Origin of the sequence: Vibrio sp. D54, from assembly GCF_021728075.1 — a bacterium.
GTDB classification, from domain to species: Bacteria; Pseudomonadota; Gammaproteobacteria; order Enterobacterales; family Vibrionaceae; genus Vibrio; species Vibrio alginolyticus.
Genome location: NZ_JAKKCS010000004.1, coordinates 192,875 through 219,764 on the forward strand (window position 1 = coordinate 192,875; position 26,890 = coordinate 219,764).

Annotated in this window: 23 protein-coding genes; 17 read left to right on the forward strand and 6 right to left on the reverse strand. The window is 47.4% G+C overall.

Features of this window, described 5'->3' with window-relative positions:
- The first annotated feature begins 16 nt into the window (after nt 1–16).
- From L3V37_RS07355 to L3V37_RS07375, 5 genes are read left to right on the forward strand one after another with little or no spacing between them, the layout of a single operon-like run.
- A complete protein-coding gene (locus L3V37_RS07355; protein WP_046873661.1) occupies nt 17–1,186 on the forward strand; it encodes an ABC transporter ATP-binding protein in 1,170 nt (389 codons plus the stop codon).
- The gene (locus L3V37_RS07360) at nt 1,183–1,917 is read left to right on the forward strand and encodes an ABC transporter permease (protein WP_237306083.1); all 735 of its coding nucleotides are present in this window, start codon (nt 1,183–1,185) and stop codon (nt 1,915–1,917) included. Before L3V37_RS07355 ends, L3V37_RS07360 begins: the two co-directional genes overlap by 4 nt.
- A 35-nt stretch (nt 1,918–1,952) precedes the next feature.
- Nucleotides 1,953–2,834 (forward strand): glycine betaine ABC transporter substrate-binding protein, encoded by an 882-nt coding sequence (locus L3V37_RS07365; RefSeq protein WP_237306084.1) that lies wholly within the window; start codon nt 1,953–1,955, stop codon nt 2,832–2,834.
- Between the two features lie 4 nt (nt 2,835–2,838).
- On the forward strand, nt 2,839–3,675 hold the full coding sequence (locus L3V37_RS07370; protein WP_130545550.1) for a nitrilase-related carbon-nitrogen hydrolase: 837 nt from the start codon (nt 2,839–2,841) through the stop codon (nt 3,673–3,675).
- Between the two features lie 14 nt (nt 3,676–3,689).
- Entirely contained in the window at nt 3,690–5,039 is a 1,350-nt protein-coding gene (locus L3V37_RS07375; protein ID WP_237306085.1) for an MmgE/PrpD family protein, read from the forward strand.
- Between the two features lie 36 nt (nt 5,040–5,075).
- Here L3V37_RS07375 and L3V37_RS07380 read toward each other — a convergent pair whose 3' ends face one another.
- Nucleotides 5,076–6,032, reverse strand: a complete 957-nt coding sequence (locus tag L3V37_RS07380; RefSeq protein WP_237306086.1) for a GlxA family transcriptional regulator — start codon at nt 6,030–6,032, stop codon at nt 5,076–5,078.
- 154 nt (nt 6,033–6,186) lie between these two features.
- On the opposite strand from L3V37_RS07380, the gene L3V37_RS07385 reads away from it, so the two are divergent.
- The 4 genes from L3V37_RS07385 (at nt 6,187) to L3V37_RS07400 (ending at nt 12,205) form a co-directional block, all read left to right on the forward strand.
- Nucleotides 6,187–7,080, forward strand: coding sequence for an alpha/beta hydrolase (locus L3V37_RS07385; RefSeq protein ID WP_005375755.1), 894 nt, complete (start codon nt 6,187–6,189; stop codon nt 7,078–7,080).
- A gap of 58 nt (nt 7,081–7,138) precedes the next feature.
- Nucleotides 7,139–8,008 (forward strand): amidohydrolase, encoded by an 870-nt coding sequence (locus tag L3V37_RS07390; protein WP_237306087.1) that lies wholly within the window; start codon nt 7,139–7,141, stop codon nt 8,006–8,008.
- 55 nt (nt 8,009–8,063) lie between these two features.
- On the forward strand, nt 8,064–11,111 hold the full coding sequence (locus L3V37_RS07395; RefSeq protein ID WP_237306088.1) for an FAD-binding and (Fe-S)-binding domain-containing protein: 3,048 nt from the start codon (nt 8,064–8,066) through the stop codon (nt 11,109–11,111).
- Between the two features lie 215 nt (nt 11,112–11,326).
- Nucleotides 11,327–12,205 (forward strand): DMT family transporter, encoded by an 879-nt coding sequence (locus L3V37_RS07400; protein WP_005375761.1) that lies wholly within the window; start codon nt 11,327–11,329, stop codon nt 12,203–12,205.
- Between the two features lie 46 nt (nt 12,206–12,251).
- Here the strand turns inward: L3V37_RS07400 and L3V37_RS07405 are convergent, their stop codons facing one another.
- The 5 genes from L3V37_RS07405 to L3V37_RS07425 form a co-directional block, all read right to left on the reverse strand.
- Complete coding sequence (locus L3V37_RS07405) at nt 12,252–13,160, reverse strand: hydroxymethylglutaryl-CoA lyase (protein WP_064376501.1); 909 nt, start codon at nt 13,158–13,160, stop codon at nt 12,252–12,254.
- Nucleotides 13,160–13,999 carry an enoyl-CoA hydratase-related protein gene (locus L3V37_RS07410; protein ID WP_237306089.1) on the reverse strand — a complete coding sequence of 280 codons (840 nt, stop codon included), beginning with the start codon at nt 13,997–13,999 and terminating at the stop codon, nt 13,160–13,162. The genes L3V37_RS07405 and L3V37_RS07410 overlap by 1 nt, the downstream gene beginning before the upstream one ends.
- Before the next feature lie 29 nt (nt 14,000–14,028).
- Entirely contained in the window at nt 14,029–15,633 is a 1,605-nt protein-coding gene (locus tag L3V37_RS07415) for a carboxyl transferase domain-containing protein (RefSeq protein WP_237306090.1), read from the reverse strand.
- Nucleotides 15,634–15,658: 25 nt separating this feature from the next.
- Entirely contained in the window at nt 15,659–16,828 is a 1,170-nt protein-coding gene (locus L3V37_RS07420; protein ID WP_237306091.1) for an isovaleryl-CoA dehydrogenase, read from the reverse strand.
- Nucleotides 16,829–16,894: 66 nt separating this feature from the next.
- A complete protein-coding gene (locus L3V37_RS07425) occupies nt 16,895–17,269 on the reverse strand; it encodes a MerR family DNA-binding transcriptional regulator (RefSeq protein ID WP_017821195.1) in 375 nt (124 codons plus the stop codon).
- 275 nt (nt 17,270–17,544) lie between these two features.
- On the opposite strand from L3V37_RS07425, the gene L3V37_RS07430 reads away from it, so the two are divergent.
- From L3V37_RS07430 to cyoA, 8 genes are all read left to right on the forward strand, one after another.
- Entirely contained in the window at nt 17,545–18,756 is a 1,212-nt protein-coding gene (locus tag L3V37_RS07430; protein WP_237306092.1) for a thiolase family protein, read from the forward strand.
- A 23-nt stretch (nt 18,757–18,779) separates the two neighbouring features.
- Entirely contained in the window at nt 18,780–20,273 is a 1,494-nt protein-coding gene (locus L3V37_RS07435; RefSeq protein WP_237306162.1) for a CoA-acylating methylmalonate-semialdehyde dehydrogenase, read from the forward strand.
- Nucleotides 20,274–20,292: 19 nt separating this feature from the next.
- Nucleotides 20,293–21,447 (forward strand): acyl-CoA dehydrogenase family protein, encoded by a 1,155-nt coding sequence (locus L3V37_RS07440; RefSeq protein ID WP_170893297.1) that lies wholly within the window; start codon nt 20,293–20,295, stop codon nt 21,445–21,447.
- 38 nt (nt 21,448–21,485) lie between these two features.
- Complete coding sequence (locus tag L3V37_RS07445) at nt 21,486–22,271, forward strand: enoyl-CoA hydratase (protein ID WP_053349982.1); 786 nt, start codon at nt 21,486–21,488, stop codon at nt 22,269–22,271.
- A gap of 8 nt (nt 22,272–22,279) precedes the next feature.
- Nucleotides 22,280–23,419, forward strand: coding sequence for an enoyl-CoA hydratase/isomerase family protein (locus L3V37_RS07450; RefSeq protein WP_237306093.1), 1,140 nt, complete (start codon nt 22,280–22,282; stop codon nt 23,417–23,419).
- An 11-nt stretch (nt 23,420–23,430) separates the two neighbouring features.
- Entirely contained in the window at nt 23,431–24,336 is a 906-nt protein-coding gene (gene mmsB / locus L3V37_RS07455; RefSeq protein WP_005375775.1) for a 3-hydroxyisobutyrate dehydrogenase, read from the forward strand.
- A 110-nt stretch (nt 24,337–24,446) separates the two neighbouring features.
- Nucleotides 24,447–25,205, forward strand: a complete 759-nt coding sequence (locus L3V37_RS07460; RefSeq protein ID WP_005375778.1) for an SDR family oxidoreductase — start codon at nt 24,447–24,449, stop codon at nt 25,203–25,205.
- Between the two features lie 798 nt (nt 25,206–26,003).
- Complete coding sequence (gene cyoA, locus L3V37_RS07465; RefSeq protein ID WP_005388604.1) at nt 26,004–26,885, forward strand: ubiquinol oxidase subunit II; 882 nt, start codon at nt 26,004–26,006, stop codon at nt 26,883–26,885.
- Nucleotides 26,886–26,890 lie beyond the last annotated feature (5 nt).

Here is a 26,890-nt window from a genome sequence, read left to right on the forward strand (position 1 = left end):
TAATAGGGACATTCAAATGATCAAAATTGACAAGCTAACCAAAATTTTTGAAACGCCTAATGGCCCGGTGACTGCCGCAGATCACATTGAGATGGAAGTTCCCAGTGGTGAAATTTGTGTGTTACTTGGCCCATCCGGTTGTGGCAAAACCACCACGCTGAAAATGGTCAACCGAATTATTCCCGCGACATCGGGCAAGATCTATCTTGGCGGTGAAGATACTTCAGGGATGGATACAGTCACTCTGCGCCGCAACATCGGCTATGTTATTCAGCAAATTGGCTTATTTCCCAACATGACGATCGGCGAAAACATCGCGGTGGTTCCCAAGTTATTAGGATGGGATAAGGCAAGGTACATGACGCGTGCAAAAGAGCTATTGGAGATGGTTGCTCTTGATCCTAGTGTCTTCCTTAATCGTTATCCAAATGAGTTGTCTGGCGGACAGCAGCAACGAATTGGAGTTGCTCGCGCGCTAGCTGCGGATCCTCCCGTCATGCTGATGGATGAACCTTTTGGTGCGATTGACCCGATCAACCGTGAAGTAATCCAGGATGAGTTCCTTAAAATGCAGCAGGAGCTCAACAAAACCATCATGTTTGTCAGTCATGACATTGATGAAGCGGTCAAAATGGCCGATAGAATCGCGATTTTCCGTGATGGTCATCTGGTTCAGTACGATACGCCTGACGATTTGCTCGCACACCCGAAAGATGATTTCGTGAAAAACTTTGTCGGAGATGATCGCGCACTTAAACGTCTACGCTTAGTTACGGCTGAGTCCGTCATGCAGACCACTTTTGCGTACGTGAAACCTAATGATACGCTTGCCGACGCTCTAACCAAAATTGACGCGTATGGGTATCGCGACGCCGTGATATTAGTGAATGACCAACACCAACCTATCGGTTATGTGCCAAAAGCTACCGCAATCAATATGAAGGGGTACTGCGGCGAACATTATGTCGGCCTGAAAACAATCGCCCGAACCACGGATGATCTGCGTAAAGTCGCGTCGAAGATGTTCACGCACGACATTGTTTGGATGCCGTGTGTCGACGAGAATGGCCGCTTAGTGGGCGAAGTCACACAGCGCGGCATTACCCATTATCTCGGTGCAACTTATCAGCGCGATACCTCTCCTAGTCAGCCGCAGCCATTGCATCAGGCTAAGGAGGCATCGTGACCAATCAGCTCAAACAAACCTACTATTTCGTTTTATTGGCGTGTGTCTTTGCGTTGGGTATTTATTTACAAGGCGCGGGTACGATCGACGATTTCCTCTACTACCAAGAAGACATTGTTTATTTGACGGTTCAGCACATTGAACTGGTGCTGCTGTCTGGTGGGTTGGCGATCCTAATCGCGATTCCCGTCGGCGTATTGCTCAGCCGTCCCCGTTTTCAGAAAGTCGCAGAATCGGCGATGCAGGTTTTGAATGTGGGGACCACGATTCCTACTTTAGCCATTCTCGCGCTGGCAATGAGCTTTCTTGGCATTGGCACCGTGCCTGCGGTATTTGGACTGACGATTGCCTCGTTGTTGCCGATTGTCAGAAACACCTACATCGGGCTGAAAGAAGTGCCCGCTCATTTAAAAGAAGCGGCGTCAGGCATTGGTATGACCGAGTTACAAATGTTATTTCAGGTTGAAATTCCTAATGCGCTGTTCGTCATTTTTGCCGGTATCCGCACGGCGTTAGCTGTCAACGTGGGCACCGTGCCACTGGCCTTCTTAATTGGTGGCGGTGGGTTAGGGGAACTCATTTTTACCGGTATTGATCTGGATGAACCCATCATGATGCTGGCAGGCGCTATTCCTACAGCAATGTTGGCTATCGCTATCGACAGTGTGGTAGGAGCCGTTGCCTATGTCACTGTACCTAAAGGCTGTAACCCTATTAGAGCTAGACAATAACAATCCTAAAAATTGAACACAGACAGGAGTCAAACATGTTGAAGCAAATTACTCGCCGCTTGCTGGCCGTTGGTGTAGTGCTTTCAAGTTTTCACGCATCTGCGGAAATCGTCGTAGGTGGTAAAAACTTTACAGAACAACAGCTTTTAACGGAGATCACGTCTCAATATTTAACCAAAAAAGGCTACGACGTTGATAAACGTTCGGGCATGGGCAGTGCGGTTTTGCGTAAAGCGCAAGAAAACGGCCAGATTGATCTTTATTGGGAATACACGGGCACATCACTGATCATTTACAACAAAGTTAAAGACAAGCTCCCAGCAGAGCAAGTGTATCAACGCGTTAAGGAACTGGATGCCAAGAAAGGCCTAGTTTGGCTTAACCCTTCAAAAGCGAACAACACCTACGCGCTCGCTATGCGCAGTGACGATGCGAAACAACGTGGTATCTCAACCTTATCCGACTTCGCCGAGCAAATGCGCCAAGACCCGCCAATGACCATTGCTTTGAATGCGGAATTCTATGCACGAAAAGATGGCTTCCGACCTTTACAGAAAACCTACAAATTCAAAGCTTCACGAGACCAAGTGAAACGCATGGATACTGGGTTAACTTATGATGCGCTAAAAGGGAAAGAAGTCGATGCTGCGCTCGTATTTGCAACAGATGGTCGTATCAAAGCATTTGGTTTTACCGTTTTAACGGATGACAAACAGTTCTTCCCTGATTACGCGATCACTCCTGTGGTTCGCCAAGAAACGCTAGATGCGAACCCAGACCTTGCCGAGCAAATGAACGCGCTTTCTGCGGCGATCGATGGCGATACGATGTCGACATTGAATCAACAAGTTGATGTGGAGCGACGTTCGATCTCAGAAGTCGCAAGCCAGTTCCTATCTGAGCATAACTTGGGGTAATACCATGACTATCCTGCAAGTCAGTGTGGCCCAAATCAACGCCCAGTTAGGCGATGTGAATGCCAATCTGAATACTCATCAGGATTACATAAAGCAAGCTGCGGCCTTAGGGTCGCAGCTATTGCTGTTTCCTGAACTCTCCTTGACCGGATACCAGCTCCAATCTTCTGTGCGTGAAGTCGCCATGAAGCGTGATGATGCTCGGCTTAAAGAGCTTGCGCAACTTGCGCCGCAGATGTCCGTGATTGTCGGCTTTGTTGAACAGGCCGCTCCGGGAGAGTACTACAACGCGATGGCTTGGTTGCTCGGTGGTAGGGTGGTTGCTGTGCATCGCAAAGTCAATTTACCAACCTATGGTGGGCTTGAAGAGGGTAAGTGGTTTCATTCGGGAGAGGCTACCACCAGCGTTTCTCTTGACGAAAATTGGCGAGGCTCGGTTTTAATTTGTGCCGATTTATGGAATCCACCTTTGGTTCATTGCGCGCTACTCGATAAGCCTGACATCTTGCTCGCGCCGATCAATTCGGCCAGCAGTATTGTCAGTAAAGACTTTTCCAATGAAGACAACTGGTTAGTTAACGTTAAATTCTATGCGGTGCTCTACGGAACCCCAGTTTTGATGGCCAATCGTTACGGGCCAGAGGGCGAAGCGTGGTTTTGGGGGGGAAGCTGTATTTTGTCTGCAACGGGTGAGCTATTGGCGCAGGCAGAAGACGGTGAAACCTTGATAACTGCGACTTTGTCATTGGACGATATTGATAAAGCCAGGTTCGAGCTGCCTACCGTGCGAGACAGCAATACACCATTGATCACAACGCTATTGTCGAAGGCAAAACGCTAAAACTGGAGCAGTAGATGATGCAATCTATTCATCGATTTATTCACGAACTAACCTTTGAACAGCTTCCTGCTGACGTTATTGAACAAGCGAAATATTGCGTCTTGGATCTGTTAGGTGTCGCCGCAGCTGGTAAAGCGACGCAGCTGCAAAACATGGTAGCCAAACTCGCGCAGAAGCAGTTTGCCGGTGATACGCCGATGCTGTTTTCTGATCACACGGCCAGTGGCTGTGGGGCGACTCTATATGGCGGCATGTTGATTGACAGTATGGACGCGCACGACGGCCAAGTCCTGACGAAAGGCCATGTAGGCGTTGCTGTTTTGCCGGGGCTGCTCGCCAGTATGCATGATTCAGCAGTTACGGGAGAAGAGTTATTAACGTCCCTCATCATTGGCTACGAAATTGCAACTCGCGCCGGAATCGCGCTGCATCAAACCGCTTGTGATTATCATACTTCTGGTGCTTGGAATGCGTTGGGTGTTGCAGCGGTGTCCGCAAGAAGAAAAGGTTTAACGGATTTACAAACAGAGCACGCGCTCGGCATTGCTGAGTTTTATGGTCCACGCAGCCAAATGATGCGTTGTATTGAACATCCAACCATGCTCAAAGACGGCTCTGGCTGGGGAGCGATGGCGGGCTTTGCCAGTGCAGAACTGGCAGAAGAGGGCTTTACTGGCGCGCCAGCCGTGACTCTGCTGGATCAACAAACTCACGCTTTGTGGGCAGATTTAGGGCAGCGCTGGTATATCCTGGAACAATACTTTAAACCGTATCCGGTTTGTCGTTGGGCTCAACCCGCGGTTGAAGCGGTGAGAGCGCTGCAACAAGAAAATAAACTAAAAGCTGATGAGATTGAACTTATCGAAGTTCACAGCTTTCACCAGGCGGTGTGCCTGCATACCAAGCGCCCTGAGACAACCGAGCAGGCTCAGTATAGTTTGCCATTTTCAGTCGCGAGTGCGGTTATAGATAATACGGTCACGGTAGAAGCCGTCACCAAAGGACTGAAAGATCCTGCTCGCTTGGCACTTACGGAACGGATGAAGTTAATTGAAGAGCCTGCATACAATGATAAGTTTCCAGCCGAACGTTGGGCGCATGTCGTGGTGACGTTGAAAAATGGCGACAAACTGACTTCACCTCCCTGTATTGCGCGAGGTAATCCTGAAAATCCGCTTAGTCGAGGCGAGATGCGAGGTAAGTTTCGTACTTTGGCAGAGAAAGAACTGCCCGCCTCGCGCGTGTCAGCGATAGAAGAGGGCTGTTTGCAACTTGATAAAGCCAGTAAAGAGCAGGTAATTGCTTGGCTATCATTGCTTTACCAAGGCACGTTGTCCGATAAGCCGTCTGACACATCACGATGAGATCGAAGAGATCGAACTCCTTTCTCTTACTCAATCTTAAGCTAAACGTCGCTCCTCACGCGGCGTTTTTTCATAGCGTTTTTTGTAGCAGCGCGCAAAATACGATGTAGAACTGAACCCACAAGCGGTGCTGATTTGAGTGATGGACAGCATGGTTTGCAACAACAAATGTTGAGCGCGTTCTAAGCGCAATTGAAGGTAGTAATTGCCTGGTTTGTCTTGCAAGTATTGCAAAAATAACCTTTCCATCTGCCTGACCGATAACCCTACTTGCTCGCCAATTTCATAGCACTTTAGCGGCTCTTCCATGTTGGCTTCCATGATCTCTACAGCGTCGAGCAGGCGCGGGTGGCGGATGTTGTGCTTACGGATTAACGACATCCGCTGTTTATCATGCGCGGGTCGAATCGCAGGGTGAATGCATTGCTCTGCCACTTGATTCGCCAAGTCACTCCCATGTTGGTTTGTAATTAAATGAAGCATCATATCCAAACCGGCTAAGCCGCCCGAACAAGTTGGTGTGCGTGGGTCGAATTCGTACAACTCACTGGTCACGTTAATGTTTGGAAACTCCTCTGCCAGGCTGTTGGCGGACTCCCAATGCACGGTACACGTTTTGTTTTTTAACAGGCCAGCTTTTGCTAACAATACGCTGCCTGTCGAAGTCGAGCCCACAGCGATGCCTTGACGAAGCGCTTGCTTTAACCACTGATTCACCGAGCCACTCGCAGCAGCAACGTGGGCGCCAATACCCGCTACAACCAGCAGAAAGTCTAAATGAGCAATGTTGTTGACTGACTGCGTTGGCGAGAATGAAACGCCATTACTGGCCGATACTTCTTTATCTTCGAATCCATAAATATCCCACTGATACAAATCGCAACCAGCGAGGCGATTGGCCATTCGAAGAGGTTCGATAACCGCCGAAAAAGAGAGCATCGAAAAATCAGGAATAAGGAAAAAACCAATGCGATACGTGTGTGTCGTTTTCATTCTCTGTGGTCACCAAGTGGGCAGTTCATCTATGTCGTATTTCTGGATAAGAATGTCGCAATTGTTAAATTATTGCTATCAAAATTCGAACATGATGTGACTTAAGACAAGGACTTCTTTGTCGAGCATACACATTCATTTGGACGAGATAATTATGATTGAACAAAAAGCCCCAGTAATTAGTGATGGTCTACGCCTTGATGGCGCTTTCTTTACTGACGAGAACGTTAACAACCCAGACTTACCGATCGTTATTGTCTGCTCAGGCTTTACTGGGCAAAAAAATATTCACCCAGAGCGTTACGCGAGAGCCTTAACTGCGAAGGGCTTTACAGTATTCGGATTTGACTACCGTGGCTTTGGTGAATCTGAGGGTATTCGTGAGCGAGTTATCCTAGATGAACAAGTACGTGACATCGCGAACGCGGTTGCGGTTGTGAAACAGCGCGCTGACGAGGAAGGCCGCAAAGTCGTACTGGCTGGCTGGGGCATGGCGGGTGGATTAATTCTTGATGCTTACCGAGTTTGTCAAGATGCGATTGATGGCCTTATCTCCATGAACGGCTTTTATGATGCGGTACGTGTTCAGGTTGCTCAACGTGGCGAGCACGGTTGGAAAGCGTTCCGTCAATTTATGTTAGAAGAGCGTACACGTCTTGCTCTTGGTGGAGAAAAGCAGGGGATTGATCCATTTGAAATCTACCCGCTTGATCCAGTAAGCCGCGAATATGTATTCACTGAACTGGTCAAAGCGCCGGGCTACGGCGTGACATCTGATCTGGATTTTGCGGATTCTCTCATCAATTTCAAACCGGAAGCTCTACTGGACGAGCGATTTGCAGACGCGCCAATCTTGATTGCGCACGGTGCAGAAAACGACCTTCACCCAGTGACCGAAGCAAAGTCGCTGTACGCGAAATACCCTGGACCGAAATCTCTATTCTTACTGCCTGAAGGTGGTCACACCGAGTGGATGTTGGACGACGATCCTAAGTTTATTCAGTTCTCTGGCGTGATCGCGAACTGGTTGAGTGAGAACTTCAGTTAAGTCTTCAAGAGGTGCTTTCACTGATGGCACCTCTATCTTTCTGACAGGATGATTTTCGATGAGCATAATTCCATTTTGTGAAGCGGCTGACCCATTTGTAAATAAACCAACAATCGCGATTCCTGAAGGCGCGGTTGATTGTCATGCCCACGTTTTTTCTTCACGTTATCCGTACTGTGAAACGCGAACCTACACGCCACCCGATGCCAGCGTCGGCACGTACCTGCATTTGCACCAGCAATTAGGCATCCGTCATGGCGTGCTGGTTCAGCCGAGTGTGTATGGCAATGACAACCAGTTGCATCTTGATACATTACGGTATTTACGCCAGCAAGGTTACGACTACAAAGGCGTCGCGGTCGTGGATGCGGATGTGTCTGAGCAAACGCTTGATGAGCTACAAGAAGCGGGATTTTGTGGTGTACGGATGAATTTGCTGTTTAAAGGTGGTATTGAGTGGCGTGATGTTGAGCGTTTAGCGGCTCGCCTTGCAGAGCGACACTGGCACCTTCAATGCTTAATTGATGTTTCGCAGTTTGATGACTTATATCACCGATTAAGGGCTTTACCCGTGCCCGTAGTGATTGATCATCTTGGACATATGCCAACAAACAAGCTGATTTCTCATCCTGGTTTTCAAACCTTATTGAAGCTTAAGGCCGAAGGGAAAGTGTGGACAAAACTGTCGGCTCCGTATCGTTTGTCGCCTCAATCGCCGCCTTATGATGACGTTTCTCCATTTGCTCAAGCTTTGTTAGAAGCGAATGAAGAGCAATGTGTCTGGGGGTCGGATTGGCCTCACCCATGTTTTGCTGCTGAGATGCCAAATGATGGCCAGTTGTTAGATACCTTGTGGCACTGGACGCAAGATACGACACTGTTTAGCAAGATTCTGGTCGATAACCCCAAGCGCCTCTACCGCTTTTAACTCCACATTCATGTTATGAAACTAAAAAGACAACCGTAAGGCACTGATTCAAATTATGCTTCCTGCACTTCCGCTACAGGTTTCTTCTGAACCTGTGGTTATCAAGTTCTTTAACACCCTTAAACAGCTTGGTTTCAAGGGGGATACTGATGCTCGCTATACCACTCGATTGAGTATGGCGACTGACAACAGCGTCTACCAGCAACTTCCGTTGTCGGTCGTCTTTCCTGCCAACCATCATGATGTGGTAATACTTGGCAAGGTCAGTGCTCGTGATGAATTTAAACACCTGACCTTTTCGCCCAGAGGAGGCGGAACGGGCACCAACGGACAATCATTGAACTCGGGGATCGTGGTTGATCTGTCTCGCTACATGAATCGAGTGTTAGAGATTAACGAGCAGGAAGGTTGGGTGAGAGTGGAAGCTGGGATAGTCAAAGATCAACTCAACGACATCGTTCGCCCTTATGGTTATTTCTTCTCGCCAGATCTGTCGACCAGCAACCGCGCAACATTAGGTGGGATGATTAATACTGATGCATCAGGCCAAGGCTCTTTGCAATATGGTAAAACCTCGGATCATGTGTTGGCGCTCAAAGCCGTATTGGCGGATGGTTCGGTGCTCAATACCGAAGCAATTCAACAAAACAAATGGTTAAACAGTGATGTAGTATCGCGAGCGTTAAAAATTACGGAGGAAGTTTGTCGAGACAAGCGTCAACAGATTCTGGATAAGTTTCCTCCTCTGAATCGATTTCTTACTGGTTATGACCTAAAAAACGCCATCAACGACAAGAGTGAAGAGTTTGACGTCACGAGAATATTATGTGGCTCTGAAGGTACGTTAGCTTTTATCACTGAAGCCAAGCTCAATCTTACGCGAATACCTACCACGCGACTATTAGTGAACGTTAAATACGATAGTTTTGACTCTGCGCTACGAAATGCGCCCTTGATGGTCGAAGCAGAGGCGCTATCGGTTGAGACAGTTGATGCAAAGGTACTCAATCTTGCAAGAGAAGACATTGTCTGGCACTCGGTAAAACACGCGATCTCAGACGTGCAGGGCAAAGAGATGCAAGGGATTAACTTTGTCGAGTTCGCAGGCAGTCAAAGCGATGATATTGAGGATAAAGTTGAACGCTTACTTTTAATTCTTGATAAAGAAATCGTTCATCGACGCAGTGGTATCATCGGCTATCAAGTCTGTCGCGGCCCCAAAGACATCCAAGCTATTTATGGAATGCGCAAGAAAGCGGTTGGGCTGCTTGGCGCGACTAAAGGTCAGGCAAAGCCGATTGCATTCGCGGAAGATACCTGTGTGCCGCCCGAAAACTTGGCGGACTTTATCGCGGAATTTCGTACGTTACTAGACAGCAATAACCTGCATTATGGCATGTTTGGGCATGTGGATGCTGGCGTTCTTCACGTGCGTCCGGCGCTCGATATGTGTGACCCCGAACAAGAAGCGTTGATGCATCAACTGTCCGATGATGTGGTCGCGCTGGTGGCAAAATACAATGGTTTAATGTGGGGAGAGCACGGTAAAGGATATCGCTCAGAATATGGACCTGCCTTCTTTGGTGATGAGCTCTTTACTGAATTAAGGCGTATTAAAGCGGCGTTTGACCCCGACAATAAAATGAATCCGGGGAAGATTTGCACACCACTGAATAGCGACGCTGAAATGGTAAAAGTCACAGCGAGCAAGCGTGGCTACTATGATCGTCAGATCCCCGTAGCAGTCCGAGAGTCGCTTAAGCCCGTGCTGTCTTGCAATGGCAATGGGCTGTGTTTTAATTACGATGCTGATAGCCCAATGTGTCCATCATTTAAAGTAACAGCCGATCGTCGCCACTCTCCGAAAGGGAGGGCGGGGATAATGCGTGAATGGCTGCGTCGCCTTAATGACAGTGACTTCGATTTGCTCGCTAACGAACAGCAACTTCTCAATCAAACGTTATCGGTTAAGCTTTTGGCTCAGAAGCTGAGTAAGTTGATATCTCGCCCCGCTCCTGATGATTTATCGCATGAAGTTTATGAGGTGATGAACGGTTGTCTAGCGTGCAAAGCATGTGCGAGTCAGTGCCCTGTTAAAGTTGATGTGCCTGATTTTAGAGCACGTTTTTTACACGTTTATCACTCGCGTTATCGCAGACCTCTGCGCGACTATCTGGTGTCGAATATTGAGCAACTGCTGCCGGTTATGGCAAAAGCCCCCAAGCTGGTTAATCAAATTGCATCTAGTAGGCCTGTTACGCAAGTATTAGAGACATCCATCGGTTTTGTTGATTCGCCAGTGCTATCGATCCCTACGTTGCAAAGTCGATGTCAGGCACTTGGAGTGAGCCCGTTTGACTTTGTGTATCTAGAATCGCTTTCCCCAGAAGTGAAGCAAAATTACGTCTTGATTGTTCAAGATCCATTTACCAGCTTTTATGAAGCCGAGTTGGTTGCGGATTTTATTCAGTTATTGCAGCGGTTAGGGAAACACCCTGTTGTTCTGCCTTTCAAACCCAATGGGAAAGCTCAACATGTAAAAGGTTTCCTTAAGGCATTCGCCAGAAATGCACAAAACACCTCGGATTTTCTCAAACAAGTTGCTGAGCTTGAAATTCCTATGATCGGTATCGATGCAGCCTTAGTGCTTTGTTATCGTGATGAATACCATCAGGTTCTAAAAGAAAAGCGGGGCGAATTTACAGTTTATACGGCTCATGAATGGCTGGTGGATACACTCAACGAATGGCCAGCTGTACGCGCATCAGATGAAGAGCCTTGGTATTTGATGGCGCATTGCACAGAAAAGACCAAAATACCGGAGACTGAGAAATCTTGGCAGTCTATTTTTCAGCACTTTGGCTTAAATCTGCAAGTCATACCTACGGGATGTTGTGGCATGGCTGGGACATTCGGACATGAAGTGGATAAGAAAAGTACGTCTGAAGCTATATATCAGCTTAGTTGGAAACCGAATATAAAGAACCTGCCCACTGAGCGTGTGTTAGCCACGGGGTACTCCTGCCGCAGTCAAGTTAAGCGTTTTGAAGGGGAGGTAGTTCGACACCCGGTACAGGTTTTAGCCAGTTTGCTTGCTGTATAGAATGCTAAAGTAATTTAGTATGCGAAAAGGCTTGCCTTAAGACTTTGCCTGCATTTAATGTATCTAGCAGCAGAACTTCAATCTGCGTGACAACAATACAGGAGAGGATCGGGCTTTCACTTTTTCGCTCGACACAAACCCCTTTCAAATTTACACAATAGCGCAGTAAAACTCTCTTGCTGCGCTATTGTGTGTTCCATATTTTGTGAGTACTTATGTTTAACTCAGAACGCAAAGCGACGGTTATTCTGGTTGCGACGACGATGATCGCGGCACTTGGCTGGATATTCTCTAAGGAAACAATACAGGGTTTACCACCTTTTGGCTTTATTGGGGCGCGATTTACTATCGCTTCGCTCTGCTTACTGCCTCTATGTTACCGACCTTTGCTGAAAGCAAACTTAAAAGATGTGCTTTCTGCTGGTGGTGTCGGGCTCCTGTTAGGCAGTGCCGTTATGACATGGATTTACGCTATTTCTATCAGTGATACTCTCGGGGAAGGCGCATTTATCATGAGCCTTTCCATGCTGTTTGTGCCGATTGTTGCATGGGTTATGTTTCGTCAACGACCACAACGAATTTTCTGGCTTTCTTTGCCTATCGCTGTATTAGGTCTTGCTTGTCTTTCTTTAGTTGGTGGCTGGAAACAATCGGCCAGTCAATTGTGGTTTCTTGGTGCAGCACTGGTTTTGGCGCTTCATTTTAATGTGAACAGCAAATACTCTCAAAAACTACCTGTGCTGCTGCTTACTTGCGTGCAACTTTTTTCAGCAGGTTGTTTAGGTTTGTTGGTTTCATTTTTTATGGAATCTTTCCCAGCAGAGGTGGATTCCTCTATTTGGTGGTGGTTTGCGTTGAGTACCTTATTAGCGACGAGCTTGCGTTACGTAATGCAAACCATGGGGCAAAAATTTGTTCAGGCAGGTAACGCTGCTCTAATTATGATATTAGAACCAGTTTGGACGGTTATTCTGAGCGTGCTGTGGTATGGCGAAGTGCTAACGGCAAATAAACTAGTAGGTTGTGTGCTTATCTTATTTTCTCTAATTATTTATCGTACTGGCGGGCGGTTTCGCTTCCCTACTCGAAAGTAGAGCAAGTTAACTTGGGTTGGGAGAATTTGAGGTGCCGGATGGCCTTCTACGAAAGTGATAATACGCGGTTACGCAATGCTAATGACACTTTTGATGTAGGCTGCCGACCCAGCTCTTCGCTGATCATCCAGCCAGCTTTAGCCAGTAGCTCTAAGTCGATCCCCGTTTCTATTCCTAACCCTTGGCATAAATATAGTACATCCTCCGTTGCGACATTTCCTGATGCGCCATGAGCGTATGGGCATCCACCCAGCCCAGCTACACTGCTGTCGATGGTATTGATGCCCATACTCAATGCTTGATGAATATTGGCGAGTGCTTGTCCCCATGTATCGTGGAAATGGACAGCAAGCTGGGGAAGAGGTGCAACCAACATGACGGCTTCTAGCATAGCAGCGATACGATTTGGCGTGCCTGTACCGATTGTGTCGCCTAGAGACACCTCATAACACCCTAAATCGATGAGTGATTTGACCACGCTCGCCACTTGTTTTGGGGCTGTCGGGCCATCGCAAGGGCAGTCGGCAACGCAGGATAGATAGCCACGAACAGGGATACCGTATTTGGTGGCTAATCGCATTACAGGTTCGAAGCGAGTTAGGCTTTCTGCAATCGAGCAATTGATATTGTGTTGGCAGAATCCTTCTGAGGATGAAGTGAAAATTGCGACCTGATTGGCGTCAGCCTCCAACGCTTGTTCTAAGCCTTTTAGGTTTGGTGTCAGGGCAGAGTAGGTAACATGATTTCGCCGTGTTATTGCTTTCATGACCTCTATTGAGTCCGCCATTTGTGGCACCCATTTGGGTGAGACAAAAGAGCCCGCCTCAATATGCGTTAACCCAGTATCAGAGAGTAAGTTGATCAGCCGGATTTTAGTCTGGGTCGCAACAGGAGATTCATTTTGCAACCCATCTCTAGGACCTACTTCGACAATCTTTACTTTGGAAGGTAGCATTACTTGTCCTGTGACTTGGTGACCCAACTTGGGCTACGCTTTTCAAGAAACGCTTGCAGCCCATCTTGACCTTGGGGTGATACTCTAATGTCCGCAATGAGCTTGCTAGTATAGTGAATCAGTTGTTGATCGATGGGGTTTTGATGACATTGATGGCAGAGCGTTTTCGCTTTACGCATCGCATCTGGGCTATTAAGTAGCAACGTCTTGATTACGCTATCGACCGCATTTTCAAGCTGTTTGGCTTCTTTCACTTCGTGCACAATACCAAACCGTTCGGCATCTTCGGCTGAAATGACTTCACCACTTAAGATATAGCGTCTAGCTTGTCTATTCCCCATCGCGCGCATGACGTAAGGCGCAATGGTCGCTGGAACTAAACCAAGCTTAACTTCACTTAAGCAAAAGTTGGCACTTTGGCTTGCGATGGCGATATCACTACAACAAATCAACCCTAAAGCACCACCATAAGCGGAACCTTGAACAACTGCGATGGTGGGTTGAGGGAACGAATCTAGTGTTTCCATGAGTCTTGCCAAGTTTTGGGCATCAACGAAGTTATCTTGCCTCGTGCTTTCGGCCATCGACTGCATCCAATTCAAATCGGCCCCGGATGAAAAGTGCTTGCCGTTACTTCTTAATACCAAGCACCGCACATCCGTTCGTAAAGCGAGATAATCTAGACGGTGGATAAGCAAGTCGATCGTACAAGCGTCAAAAGCATTGTGTTTAGCTGTTCTGTTTAGGGTAATGGTCGCTACGCCATTATCATCGACATGCCAAAGAACATCATCTTGCCTTTGGGCGTTGGGAATAATGCTTGGTTGCATTTCCTGCATACTTACTTCCTTAATTCATCTTTGGATGTTTACATTCTGAAGACGCCAAACTCGCTATCAGGAATGGGGGCGTTTAATGCTGCCATTAACGCTTGACTCAACACCTGACGCGTTTTTTTAGGGTCAATAATTCCGTCATCCCATAGCCGAGCACTCGCAAAATAGGGATGTCCTTGTGTTTCATACAAGTCTATGATCGATTCTCTAAAAATGTGCTCTTCTTGCTCTGACCATGCTTCCCCCTGACGTTCCTTCGCGTCTTTTCGAACTTGTGTTAAAACGCCTGCTGCTTGTTCTCCGCCCATCACAGAAATACGCGCGTTCGGCCACATCCACATCATGGTTGGATCATAAGCTCGGCCGCACATGCCATAATTGCCAGCGCCGTACGACCCACCGATGATCACGGTAAACTTCGGTACATCAGCACAAGCGACGGCCATCACCAGCTTGGCGCCATGTTTTGCGATGCCTTCTTCTTCCACCTTTTTCCCGACCATAAATCCGGTAATGTTTTGGAGAAAGAGAAGCGGTGTTTTCCGTTTGGCGCAAAGTTCAATAAAGTGTGCGCCTTTTTGTGCCGATTCAGAAAACAAGATGCCGTTGTTTGCCACAATGCCGATCAAGTGTCCGTGAACGCGAGCAAAGCCACACACTAACGTTCTGCCGTACAAGGCTTTGAATTCGTCAAAATCAGAATCATCGACGATGCGGGCAATAATTTCTCGAACGTCGAATGACAGTCGTAAGTTGGCATTCACGATTCCGTAGATTTCTTCTGCGTCGTAGCGGGGAGGAAGCACGGTGTTTTCTGGCTTAACAGGTCTTGTTCTATTTGCATTGGCAATGGCTTCTCTCGCAAGCATTAGGGCATGTTCATCATTTTCAGCGTAATAATCTGCGACACCAGATTTTCGACAATGCACGTCTGCACCGCCGAGCTCTTCACCCGTCACGACTTCGCCAGTGGCCGCTTTCACCAAAGGTGGCCCCGCCAAAAAAATGGTGCCTTGCTCTTTAACCATAATGGACACATCCGCCATGGCAGGAACGTACGCGCCCCCAGCAGTGCAAAGCCCCATCACAACAGCAACTTGGGGGATGCCTTTCGCCGACATTCTCGCTTGGTTAAAGAAAATGCGACCAAAGTGTTCTTTGTCGGGGAAGACGTCGGACTGGTGAGGGAGATTTGCGCCACCGGAGTCCACCAAGTACACGCAGGGGAGTTGGCAACGTTGGGCAATCTCTTGCGCTCTAAGGTGTTTTTTTACCGTGAGTGGGTAGTAGGTTCCGCCTTTTACCGAAGCATCGTTGGCGATGACCATGCATTGAATCCCCTCTATGATACCAATGCCGGCGATAACGCCAGCGCAGGGGATCGCTTCGTCATACACTTGCCAGGCGGCAAACTGGCTGATTTCAAGAAAGTCAGTGTTGTCATCAAGCAAGCGCGCGATGCGTTCTCGTGCGGGGAGTTTTCCTTTTTGCCTCTGGTGCTGAATGGCTTTTTCACCGCCGCACTGTTTGATGGTCTCGATGTGTTGATTAAGTTGAGTGACCAACGTTTCCATCGCAGCTTTATTGGAAAGAAATAACTCGTCAGTTGGCTTAGTTTTACTTTTGATAATGGCCATAATGACTTCCTTGTCGTATGTTCCGTTAGCGAGATTCTTCGAACAGCTCTCGGCCTATTAACATGCGGCGAATCTCAGAGGTACCCGCGCCGATTTCATAAAGCTTTGCATCACGTAGCAAACGACCAGCAGGGTATTCATTGATGTAGCCATTCCCACCGAGCAACTGGATTGCATCGAGTGCCATTTGTGTGGCGAGCTCTGCACTGTACAAAATCGCGCCAGCGGCATCTTTGCGTGTTGCGTTACCTCGATCACAAGCCGCTGCGACGGTATATACATACGCTTTTGCTGCACTCATTCGAGAGTACATATCGGCGATCTTGCCCTGAACTAACTGAAACTCGCCAATGGGTTTTCCAAACTGCTCTCGTTCATGTACGTACGGGACCACAATGTCCATGCAAGCTTGCATTATCCCGAGTGGTCCGGCAGCGAGGACGACGCGCTCGTAATCCAGCCCACTCATTAACACCTCGACGCCTTGATTCAACTCGCCAAGAATATTCTCTTTTGGCACTACGCAATGGTTAAATACAAGTTCGCAAGTATTCGAGCCTCTCATGCCTAGCTTGTCCAGCTTTTGAGCATGAGTGAAACCTGCGAAGTTACGTTCAATAATGAATGCGGTAATGCCACGTGAACCTGCGCTGACATCCGTTTTAGCGTAAAGCACCACTACGTCAGCATCGGGCCCGTTTGTTATCCACATTTTGTTGCCATTCAGTACAAAATGGTCGCCCTTGTTCTCCGCTTTCAGTTGCATGCTTATCACGTCTGAACCGGCATTGGGCTCACTCATCGCTAGGGCGCCAACGTGCTTACCATCAATGAGTTTTGGAAGGTATTTTTCGCGTTGAGAAGGCGTGCCGTTACGAAAGATTTGGTTGACGCACAGGTTAGAATGAGCGCCGTAGCTTAAAGCGACAGACGCAGAGGCACGGCTGATTTCTTCCATGGCAACAACGTGAGCGAGGTATCCCATGCCTGCACCACCAAGCTCTTCATCGACGGTCACACCAAGCAACCCCATTTCTCCCAACAAAGGCCATAAATGACTCGGGAACTGGTTATCGCGGTCTATCTCAGCGGCGATGGGCGCAATATGTTCCGTAGCAAAGGCATTAACGTGTTCTCGGAGCATATCGATGGTATCACCAAGTCCGAAATTGAGTGGGGTATAGGTGCTTTTCATAACGTCTCCCGGTATCAGAGGTAAGGTGGAAAAGCCTGTAGCGGTGTTGCTAATTGAGTATAGCGTTTATGTCTGCTTGCTTTTGAGTGTTTGAATACAACGCTCCTTAGCGGCATTCAACTCTGCCATAACGACGCTGATGTCGTTGAGTTGTTGCTGTAGGACAGCTTGTTTCTCTTCAATGATATTGAGCATTTTCAACAACTGTCCTTCGGTTTGTTGCATGTCGTAGAGCTCGAAAAGTTCACGAATTTCTGCCAACGAAAAACCGAGTCGTTTCCCTCTTAAAATCAGTTTGAGGCGAATTCTATCCCTGCGTTGATAAACGCGCATATTGCCTTTTCGCTCTGGTTCAATCAGACCCACGTCTTCATAAAACCGGATACTGCGAGTAGTAATATCAAACTCCTTGGCGAGGTCACTGATCTTGTATTTTTCCATAACATACTTACCTCGAATAAAAATCCAGTTTCTGGAAATCGAACCTTAAATGGGAAGGCCGAACATCAACTTTGAAATATAAACGTCTGCTTGGTGTGTTTTTTCATCTCATTGTAAAGGCTAGTGCTATGCTTACGTAAACGTCAAGAAATCGCGGAATGAAAGTTTGTTAGTGAAAAAGGCGATAAAGGCTGGTGTGGCGCTTGGTGAGTAATTCTATGTAGGGTGTCATCAGTCTGCCAAGTGTTCACATATACCTTAAGGGAATGCGAATCATGGGAAAAGACATCTGGATTGTCAGCGCGAAAAGAACGCCAATTGGGCGCTTTCAAGGCAAGTTGCAAACTTACTCTGCTCCTCAATTAGGCGCACTGGCGATCAAGGCGGCAATGCACGAAGTGAATGTGACTTCGGTGGATGAAGTGTTCATGGGATGTGTGCTTCCAGCAGGGTGTGGACAAGCTCCTGCTAGGCAAGCATCTATGGGGGCAGATCTTCCTTTGGGTGTAGGGTGCACCACCATTAACAAAGTGTGTGGCTCTGGCATGAAGAGCGTCATGTTAGCGCACGATCTCATTAAAGCTGGAACGATTCGCTCTGCCATTGCTGGTGGTATGGAAAGTATGACCAATGCGCCGTATTTGCTGAGGGAGGCGAGAAAGGGAATGCGTATGGGGCACCAGTCTGCGTATGACCACATGTTTCTCGATGGGCTACAAGATGCTTACGAAGGGTACTTAATGGGTGTTTATGCTCAGCAAGTCGCTGACAGGCTTAAGTTCACCAGAGAGCAAATGGATGAATGGGCCGTGATGTCGGCAAAACGTGCGTTGGAAGCTCAAGAGCGAGGCTTGTTTGCCGATGAACTTTCGCCGGTTTCACTCAATACTAAGTCAGAACAAGCGGTGCTGGACTACGATGAGCACCCTCGCTCGATTGACCTTGGTAAAATTCCTCAACTCAAACCTGCATTCGATGAAAAAGGTACGGTGACCGCTGCTAATTCGAGTGCCATTTCAGATGGCGCAGCGGCTCTTGTGCTTATGGATGAAGACACTGCGCGTCATCAGGGGCTTAAACCACTTGCGATCATCAAGGCGCACTCTACACATGCCAGAAAACCTGCAGAATTTACTTTGGCACCCGTCTACGCAATTGAGCAACTGCTGTTCCAGCTAGATTGGTCAATTTATGAAGTGGACCTGTGGGAAATCAATGAAGCCTTTGCCGTCGTGACACAAATAGCGGTGGCGGAACTTGGACTAGATACGAGCAAAGTAAATATTAAAGGTGGAGCCTGTGCGCTTGGGCATCCGATAGGGGCTAGTGGCGCACGAATTCTGGTGACATTGATTCACAGTTTGCGTCAGCTACAAGCGTTAGGCACCAATGGTGATCTCGAAGCCAAAAAAGTGATGCGGGGTGTTGCATCACTTTGTATCGGCGGTGGAGAAGCCACGGCGATAGGCATTGAAATACCGCTTTAATTGAAATCAGAAAGGAGTAAATGATGACTCGTTTGGTTCCCTTGTTTATTGGTGGCGAGTTTCGTGAATCTCAAACATCGGATTGGGTTGAGGTAACCAATCCCGCCACTAATGATGTCATTGCGTACGTTCCATGTTCCACAGAGCACGAGATGGAAGCCGCCATTGATAATGCGAAAGAGACATTCCAATCTTGGAAAGAAGTGGCGATACCCGAGCGTGCCAGAGTCATGCTGCGTTATCAGCACTTGCTCAAAGAGCATCATGATGAGCTTGCCACACTGCTTTCTCATGAAACGGGTAAGATTTTAGCGGATGCTAAAGGCGATGTGTGGCGAGGCATAGAGGTGGTTGAGCAGGCTGCAAATATTGCCAGCAACATGATGGGCGAAACCGTCGAAAACGTTGCCACGGATATTGATAGTTACTCAATGATTCAGCCCCTAGGTGTGTGTTGCGGCATTACGCCATTTAACTTTCCTGCCATGATTCCGTTGTGGATGTTCCCAATCGCTATCGCTGCGGGCAATACATTTGTGCTTAAACCCTCCGAACAAGTGCCGTTGACCTCTATTCGTTTAGCTGAACTATTTGAGCAAGCTGGCGCGCCGAAAGGAGTGTTGCAGATCGTTCATGGCCGCAAAGAGCAAGTCGACTTTCTTCTGGCTCATCCTGATATTCGAGCGGTGTCATTTGTTGGCTCGGTTCCTGTTGCCCGTTATATCTACACCACGGGTACGAAACACTTTAAACGCGTTCAAGCTTTTGCTGGTGCTAAAAATCACATGGTGATCATGCCTGATGCGAACAAGGAACAAGTGGTGAATAACCTAATCGGAGCCTCCGTTGGGGCGGCGGGACAGCGTTGTATGGCAATTTCTGTTGCGGTATTTGTCGGCGATTCAAAACAATGGATTACAGACCTCAAACAGGCAATGGCGAAAGTACACCCAGGGCCTTGGGACGATGAGCAAGCTGCTTATGGCCCACTGATCAGTGAGCAAGCTAAACAACGCGTATTGGACCTAATTGAAGATGGCAAACAACAAGGCGCAGTGTGTGAACTCGATGGCAGTCAGTGTGAAGTGGAAGGCTTTCCCGATGGAAACTGGATTGGCCCAACCTTGTTTAGCGGTGTAACAGCGAACATGTCGATTTACACGCAAGAGATATTTGGCCCTGTTTTAGTTTGTATGGAAGTCGAAACGTTGCAAGAGGCCATTGAGTTGGTGAATCGCAACCCATACGGGAACGGCACTTCCATTTTTACGGCTAATGGCGCTGCTGCGAGAAAATATCAGCATGACATTCAAGTCGGTCAGGTTGGGATCAATGTGCCTATTCCAGTCCCTTTACCATTTTTCTCCTTTACTGGTTGGAGAGGCAGTTTCTATGGTGATTTACATGCGTATGGTAAACAAGCGGTACGTTTTTATACCGAGACCAAAACGGTGACGGCACGTTGGTTTGATGACGATATTCCAACGGGGCCTAATTTGACCATCCAACTGCGCTGAGTGAATAGAAGGAGCTTTTATGGACTTTGAACTTAATGAAGATCAACGTGCATTTGCCGATACCGCTCAGCAATTTGCCGATGAGTGTTTAGCACCGATGGCGGCGGAGTGGGATGAAAAGCAGATCTTCCCCAAAGACGTATTGAGAGAGGCGGGGGAACTGGGGTTTCTCAGTCTCTACACTCCAGAAGCGCAAGGTGGCCTAGGGCTGAGTCGCTTGGATGCTTCAATTATCTTTGAACAACTCTCAATGGGCTGTACGTCGACGACCGCTTTCATGACTATCCACAATATGGTGAGTTGGATGATAGCCAGTTTTGCTACCGATGAAGCCAAAACGCAGTTCTGTCCGAAATTAGTTACGGGGGAGTGGTTAGGCTCCTATTGCTTAACCGAGCCTAATGCGGGATCGGATGCCGCTTCGTTGACCACAACCGCGAGCAAAAAAGGTGATACTTACGTGTTGAATGGTGGCAAAACCTTTATCTCTGGCGCAGGAGAGACAGATGTTTTGGTCGTGATGGCGAGAACTGGAGAAGCGGGTGCCAAAGGCGTGTCCGCATTTGTTGTCCCTGCTCACGCTGATGGTATCAGCTATGGACGCAAAGAACCCAAAATGGGTTGGAACAGCCAACCAACACGAGCGGTTACTTTTGAAAATGTCGTTATTCCAGCTAGCCATTTACTGGGCGAAGAAGGGCAAGGTTTTGTCTTTGCGATGAAAGGGCTTGATGGAGGGCGTATAAATATTGCGACCTGTTCCGTCGGTACGGCTCAACAGGCCCTTAATCAGGCGGCACGGTACGTTCAAGAACGTAAGCAGTTCGGCAAGTCGCTTGCGCAGTTTCAAGCCTTACAATTCAAATTGGCAGACATGGCAACAGAGCTAGTGGCTGCGCGGCAGTTAGTGCGCTATGCCGCCAGCAAGCTCGACCGAAATGATCCGGATGCCACGGCTTATTGTGCTATGGCAAAACGGTTCGCGACTGATGTGGGCTTTCAGGTTTGCGACCACGCGCTACAGCTTTATGGCGGCTATGGTTACATCAAAGAGTATCCAATGGAGCGTCATTTCAGAGATGTGCGTGTGCATCAAATTCTGGAGGGGACAAACGAAATCATGCGCTTGATCATCGCGCGCCGTTTACTCTCAGAGGAGTCGGCCTTGCTGTAGCGAAGTATTGGATTTGCTCATTGAGAAAGGATTCAGATATGCCATTAACCCAAGAAGCCATTCAACATACGATCACTAATCACGTTGCGGTGGTGACGATGAACAACCCGCCAGCCAATACGTGGACAGCAGAGAGCCTCAAGGTACTGAAGTCGCTGATACTCACACTTAACAATGATAAGCAGGTCTACGCACTGGTTTTAACCGGCAGTGGAGAAAAGTTTTTCTCTGCTGGTGCAGATCTCAAGCTATTTTCTGACGGTGACAAAGCGGTTGCGTTAGACATGGCGCGATGCTTTGGTGAAGCCTTTGAAATGCTCTCGGAATTCCGTGGTGTTTCCATTGCCGCTATTAATGGTTACGCCATGGGTGGAGGTTTAGAAGTGGCATTAGCTTGTGATATTCGAGTCGTTGAAGAGCAAGCGGTACTTGCTTTACCTGAAGCCAAAGTCGGACTTTTGCCCTGCGCTGGCGGTACCCAAAACCTCACAGCGTTAGTAGGGGAAGGCTGGGCAAAGCGTATCATTTTATGTGGAGAGCAAGTCAGCGCTGACAAAGCAAAAGAACTAGGCCTAGTTGAGGAGTTGGTTCCCAAAGGTGAAGCTTTAAGTAAAGCGCTGGAACTTGCTGAATCTGTTGCGAACCAGTCACCATCTTCTGTCGCCGCATGTAAGGCGCTCATTCAAAATATGCGCTCTGCGCCACTTAAGCACGGCTTAATGAAAGAGCGAGAGTTGTTTCTGAATCTTTTTGATACGGAAGATCAAGTTGAGGGTGTTCGCGCCTTTTTAGAAAAACGCCCACCGCAATGGAAAAACCGATAGGAGGCCACATGGCAGGGATGGTAACCATTAGTGAAATAGAGTGCTTAGATGGCGTGCACCGCATTGGTATCGCAACGTTAGACAACACCGCTTCATTGAATGCATTGACGTATGACATGTTAGTCCAACTTAACGATCAGCTTATCAAGTGGCAAGATGATCCACATATGGCTTGTGTGGTACTGACTGGCGCTGGAGAAAAAGCATTCTGTGCTGGTGGTGATGTTCGAGCTATGTATCACGTCATGCATAACGAGAGTAAAGAAAAAATCGTAGAGTTCTGTACGAACTATTTCTCGTTGGAGTATGAGTGTGACTATCTCATCCACACTTACAACAAACCCATTATCGGTTGGGGAGAAGGTATTGTCATGGGCGGTGGGATGGGGCTTTTTATGGGAACCAGCCATAAAGTTGTGACAACAACATCACGCCTTGCTATGCCAGAAATCAATATTGGACTGTATCCCGATGTGGGAGGTACGTGGTTTTTAAGCCAGATAGATCCGCAAGTGGGCTTATTCCTCGGATTGACAGGTTCAATGGTAAATTCAAGTGACGCTGTCACTATTGGTTTGGCCGATTGGTTACTGTTGGAAGAGCAGTATCCCACCTTACTGGATGAGCTAAAGCGGCTCCAGTGGGGCAAAGAAGACGCGAAAGAGTTGGTAACTGCACTACTACAGTTAATGGAAGAACAAGTTATTGATAGCAAACCAACCACGCAAATTTGTCCATACTTAGATCAGATAGAGGAAGCGTGCAAAGGCTTTGATCTTAATGCGATAGCACAGCGAATCATGACTATCGAAGGGAATAGCCAGTGGATAGAAAACGCGAAACAAACGTTCGCATCGGGCAGTCCGATCACCGCGCATATTTGCTTCAGACAAGTGAAAGAATACCACAGCTTACCGCTTGCAGATTGCTTCCGTTTAGAGTTGAGTTTGTCGGTTCGAAGTGCCTTATTAGGTGAGTTTAAAGAGGGCGTCCGTTCTCGGCTCATTGGCCGGGATGGCGAGCCGAGCTGGATATTTAACAGTGTCAGTGAAGTCGATGAAGATGTTATCGATACTTTGTTTACCTCTCTTTGGTCAGATAACGAGCATCCGCTTGCTAATTTGGGTGAACAAACACTAGGTCAATAAGGAGAATGATCATGAGTACCATCGCATTTATCGGTTTAGGAAGAATGGGGCATCCTATGGCGCAAAACTTACTCGCGTCTGGATTTAACGTGCAAGTATTCGATGTCGATAGCGAAGCCGCAAAGCAACTAGTACCTTTTGGTGCGGTGGTGGCGAGCTCTATCGAAGAGGTAGTAGATGGTGCTAGCACAGTCATCACGATGCTACCAGCAGGGTCTCACGTTCGTTCCGTGTATCTTGGTGACTTACACGGTGGTGTAGGTGTCCTCAATCTTGTCTCGCCAAGTACCTTGATGATTGATTGTTCAACCATTGATCCGGACTCCGCGCGATTAGTCGCCAATGAAGCGGCAAATAAACGCGTGTTGTTTGTCGACGCACCCGTTTCGGGGGGCGTTGCTGGCGCTAAAGCGGCGACATTAACCTTTATTGTTGGTGGTTCGGATCAAGCGTTTTCTAAAGCCAATGCGATTTTGCAGTATATGGGAAAAAATGTTTTCCATGCTGGCAAAGCAGGCGATGGTCAAATGGCGAAAATCTGTAACAACCTTATGCTCGGCATTTTAATGTCTGGTACGTGCGAGGCATTAAACCTAGGTATCGATCATGGACTCGATCCAAAAGTGCTATCAAACATCATGCTGCAAAGCTCTGGCCGAAATTGGGCATTGGAGCTTTACAATCCTTGCCCAGGCGTGATGGACAGTGCGCCAGCCAGTCACGATTACCAACCGGGCTTTATGAGCAAACTCATGCTAAAAGATCTCGGCTTGGGGTTAGATGCGGCGTTACAAACACATTCTTCGGTTCCGATGGGGTCGTTAGCGCGCAACTTATATTCTTTCCACAACGCGAGCGGCCACGGCGAGCTCGATTTCTCAAGCTTATTTGAGTTATACAAGAGTAAGAAAGGCTAGACTGAGTTTTGTGACAAACCAGCCCGAGATGGTGACCTAAAACGCGCATCATTTCGGCCAACTTAGACTGGTTGAGATAGAGAACATTACGAGCTATGGAGTGCACCAATATGGACATAAAAAGTAGTGTTATTGCCATTACAGGAGCAGGGCAGGGGCTTGGGCAAATGATGGCCATTACCCTTGCTCAAGCTGGCGCTGATTTAGCGTTGTTGGATGTAAACGCCAGTGGCTTAATGGAAACACAAGAGCAGTGTCGAATGCTGAGTGCGAAAGCGTTGACATATCAAGTGGATGTCACCAACGAAATCGACGTTGAAACCACGTTTGAAGCGATTATCCAAGATTTTGGTCAACTCAATGGGTTAGTCAATAACGCTGGCGTATTAAGAGATGGGTTACTTGTAAAAGCAAAAGATGGCGTGATCAGTAAGATGTCTTTGGATCAATTCAATTTGGTCATGAACGTTAACGTGACAGGAACATTTTTGTGTGGGCGTGAAGCTGCCGTCAAGATGATTGAGAGTGGATCCCAAGGCGTTATCATCAATATTTCTAGTGTTGCGAGAGCTGGGAATATCGGACAAACCAATTATTCTGCATCTAAAGCGGCGGTCGCGACCATGGCGACAACATGGGCTCGTGAGCTCGCAAGATACGGTATTCGCGCGGCGGCGGTTGCACCAGGTGTAGTTCATACCGCGATGGCAGAGCAAATGAAACCCGAAGCCATAGAGCGATTAGAAAAGATGATCCCAGTTGGCAGGATGGGCGAAACAAGCGAAATCGCGCATGCAGTAAAATACATTATTGAGAGTGATTACTTTACTGGCAGAGTTTTAGAAGTGGATGGCGGTATTCGTATGTAAGTGACCACTGAAATAAGGCTCTGATGGACCTGAATAATAAGTCTCTTTCCATTTCAACATTTTCTATGTTGTGGAGTGCTCATTCTGCGCAACCCAAATGTATTTACAACTTATGTTTGGATTTACCTTGAGAATGATTTCTCACAATCCAATAAAGACATGTAAATACCACTCAAATATTAAGTGAAATCATTAATTTGACGTTGATCACACTTTTTGTTTTTTAGTTTCCGCTTCTCATTAAGGCTATCTGCGTAAATGAAGTTGATAGTCGGTCTCATCAATTTTAAGTTTCAACTGTTTGTTTTTAAATAATTAATTGTTGAAGCACGAGAAATTCGTGTTGAGGTTAATATTCTATTTAAAGTGTGTAACTTCCATTAATGGAAGGTTAGTTTCCAGTTGTGGCTAATGAGCTTTAACTTTTTACTCCTCATAATGCGCCAAATGTAACATAGTGTTTCAAAGTGTAACAATAAACTCACACTAAGAGTGTGGTTTTGATCTCCACTCAATTCCGTTTTGTTTCGCTCTGAGCCCGACGTTACTCATGCTCAACACATAAACATTCTAATGACTATAACAACTGGTTCTTGGCTTGATACCAATCGTATCGTAGCAAATAACGGTTCATTCTAGCTGGTTAAATGCTTGATGGCGAAGTTGAAAAATTGTAAGTAGAATAACTACTTATCGAAGTTTCTTCTTGTTCTCATACATTACCTCTGCGCAATTTGTGAGCTCTTATTTACTTTGATTGGCATCTGCTTTGAAACCAGACAACCATCGAGAAAGTTAATGGAAGCCTCAAGATATAAACGCATCTTGTCGAGGGGAAGTTTGGCGTCCGTCATACTTATGCTCTCAGGATGTAATTCAGCTTTACTTGACCCCAAAGGTGCCATTGGTGTGCAAGAAAAAGAGTTAATTATTACTGCTCTTTTGCTGATGTTGATCGTTGTAATCCCTGTGATTTTAATGACGATTTACTTCGCTTACCGATACCGCGCCTCTAACACTGAAGAAGAGTACGCACCCGAGTGGTCACACTCGACCAAAATCGAAGTGGTGGTATGGACAATTCCAATCATCATCATTGCGATTCTTGCGACGATCACATGGCGTTCGACTCATGAACTAGAGCCATCCAAACCTTTGGAAAGTGATGTTAAACCAATGACCATCGAAGTGGTGTCACTCGATTGGAAATGGTTGTTCATCTATCCAGAAGAAAACATTGCGACGGTGAACTATGTGGCGTTCCCGAAAGACGTGCCAGTGCAGTTCAAACTGACTTCGGACAACATCATGAACGCGTTTTTCATCCCTCGCTTAGGTACACAGATCTACGCGATGCCAGGAATGGTAACCAAGCTCAACCTGATAGCGAACCACGAAGGTGACTACAAGGGTTTTGCATCGAACTACAGCGGCGAAGGCTTTTCGCAAATGAAGTTCACAGCTTCAGCAATGTCTGATCGTGCTGCGTTCCTAAATTGGGTGCAGAAAGTGAAGGCGAGCCCTGATCGTATTGAAGATTGGGAGCAATACAGCTCACTGGCAGCGCCAAGTATCGCAGAGCCAGTCACTTTGTTCTCTAGCGTTCCTCCGTTCTTGTTCACCGACGTTGTGACTCAGCATCCTGGTTCAATGAACTGTTTGCCTGAAAACCAAGGATAATCGTA